The 2,381-nt window shown below is 56.4% G+C and carries 1 protein-coding gene and 1 pseudogene; one reads left to right on the plus strand and one right to left on the minus strand.

The annotated features are described in order from the left end of the window. Positions 1–1,052: 1,052 nt before the first annotated feature. Positions 1,053–1,622 (plus strand): annotated as a pseudogene (locus FDX01_RS17900) (IS5 family transposase); the annotation flags it as partial. 224 nt (positions 1,623–1,846) lie between these two features. Here the strand turns inward: FDX01_RS17900 and FDX01_RS23945 are convergent. Next, on the minus strand, positions 1,847–2,381 hold a 535-nt coding region (locus FDX01_RS23945), incomplete at its 5' end, for a PDZ domain-containing protein (protein ID WP_249361009.1).

The raw sequence follows: 2,381 nt of genomic DNA on the forward strand, positions 1-2,381 counted from the left end.
CAGAAGAATGATATCTATCTGAAAATAATTTGAATTAAGGTAAGCGACGAGCCACGGTTGCCTGTGATCCCAGTCCCTGAGTCGTTAGGTTATTCTGATATCCCTCATCCCCAGACCAGAACAGTGGATAAGGGCAAATTGCCTGAGGGAGCTATAGGGCATTGGGCAGCAAGGTTTTATAGTTGGATGGCATCAATTTAACGGTATAGAAACATCAGCCCATACGATGACTGTCTACGTTTAAGACATAAATTCTTGCTGTTACATAAGTATTAATGCTGATTATCATCAATTTGATTATAATCATGGCACTTTATGGATTACCGTATTAAATATTCATTTTTTCCCTATAGTGATGATTCATGCTTGGTTCCCTTTCTAAGCGGCTTGAGGACTTGAGTTTGGTCCAGCGCGAGAGGTTGGCCTACATCGATTTTCGGCTCTATTTCTTCGGTGAGATCGGACGCCCTGATCTGATTGAGCGCTTCGGTGTGGCTCCGGCAGGGGCGACACGCGATTTGGCTTTGTACCGGGAAATTGCGCCGCATAACATCACCTTCGATGGTAGCAACAAGATTTATCGCATCGGGCAGGAGTTCTCACCGTTGTTCGAGCACGCATCGCTGCGCGTTCTGTCGGCGCTGTCTCTCGGTTTTGGCGATGGCGTGAACGGCTCAATGCAGGCGCTGCTACCATGCGAATCCCCCGCAGCCCTAAGCATTCCCAAGATGGATGTGTTAGCCACGATTTGCCGAGGCATCCACGCTAAGCGACCCGTCGCCATCCGCTACTACTCGATGAGCAGCGGCGAGTCCGAGCGGGTAATTGTGCCCTTTGCTTTGGTTGATACCGGCATGCGCTGGCACGTCCCTTTGATCGCAAGAGTAGAGAGTTTCGGGATTTCGTCGTCACCCGCATCGAAGCACCAACATTGCTCGACGAGGAGCCACAAGCCAACGAACGACAGGATAACGACATCCAGTGGACGCGCATCGTCGAGCTGGATTTCGTGCCGTACCCGAGCGTTGAGCGGCCCGATATTATCAAGATGGACTATCGTCGATGCTACGCTGATCCACGCGCCCAGTTCAACCAAGAACCAGGACGGCAAGCGCGACCCGGAAATGCACCAGACCAAGAAGGGGAACCAGTATTACTTTGGCATGAAGGCGCACATCGGCGTTGATGATGAATCGGGGCTGGTACACAGCGTGGTGGGCACGGCAGCCACCGTGGCGGATGTCACCCAGGTCGACAAGCTGCTGCACGGCGACGAGAACGTCGTCTGCGCCGATGCCGGCTACACCGGCGTCGAAAAGCGCTCCGAGCATGCCGACCGAGAAGTGATCTGGCAGGTCGCAGCACGCCGCAGCACCTACAAGATGCTCGATAAACGCAGCGCCCTGTACAAAGCCAAGCGCAAGATCGAGAAGGCCAAGGCGCAAGTGCGAGCGAAGGTAGAGCCCCCGTTTCGCGTGATCAAGCGGCAGTTCGGCTACACCAAGGTACGTTTCCGAGGGCTGGTGAGGAACACTGCGCAACTGGTGACGCTGTTTGCCCTGTCGAACCTATGGATGGCCCGCCGACATTTGCTGGCAAGCGCAGGAGAGGTGCGCCTGTAATGCGGAAAATGGCCGTCGCAAGGTGCTCGCGACGGCTGAAAGCACCGAAATGAGCGGGTGATCCGATCGTTTTTGATCGGTTCACCGCTTTCAAAATCAGCAGTGGCTGAAGTCAGCCGGAAATACAGGGCTACTTCAGACCATCCCTAGCTAGGGCTCGTAGTTCGGCGCAAGGCTGAAGTCGCTTGGCTGCTTCGCTGTGCAGATCCATGACCCACTTTCCATCAAACTCCCGGTTGTAGTTCCACAAGCATCTCGCGAGTCTTGCCGGCCCGCTCCACTAACAAGACCACAACATCTCCAGCGTTCTTGTCGTCTAGCCGGGCCTGTAATGTGGTGACGTCGTCGACGGCGATACCGTCGATGCTGATAACGCGATCGCCGGGCACGATGCCGCCTGCGGTGACCTCGACGCCGACGAGCCCGGCCCTGTGCGCCGCCGAGCCCGGCGTCACGCGCAATACGAATACGCCCTTACTGCCGGTCAGCGCCTGCAGACGCGCGTTGATCTGCTCATCCACCTCGATGCCCAGTGCCGGACGGATGTACTTGCCGGTCTTTATGAGTTGCGGCACCACGCGCATGACGGTATCGACCGGCACCGCAAAGCCTATGCCGGCCGAGGCGCCAGACGGACTGTAGATGGCGGTATTGATTCCGATCAGCCGCCCAGCCGAATCGAGCAGCGGGCCACCGGAATTGCCGGGGTTGATGGCGGCGTCGGTCTGGATCAGGTGATCGATGGCCGGGCCGCCCGCT

The sequence above is a fragment of the Citrobacter sp. wls613 genome (assembly GCF_005281195.1).
Lineage (GTDB): Bacteria > Pseudomonadota > Gammaproteobacteria > Enterobacterales > Enterobacteriaceae > Citrobacter > Citrobacter gillenii.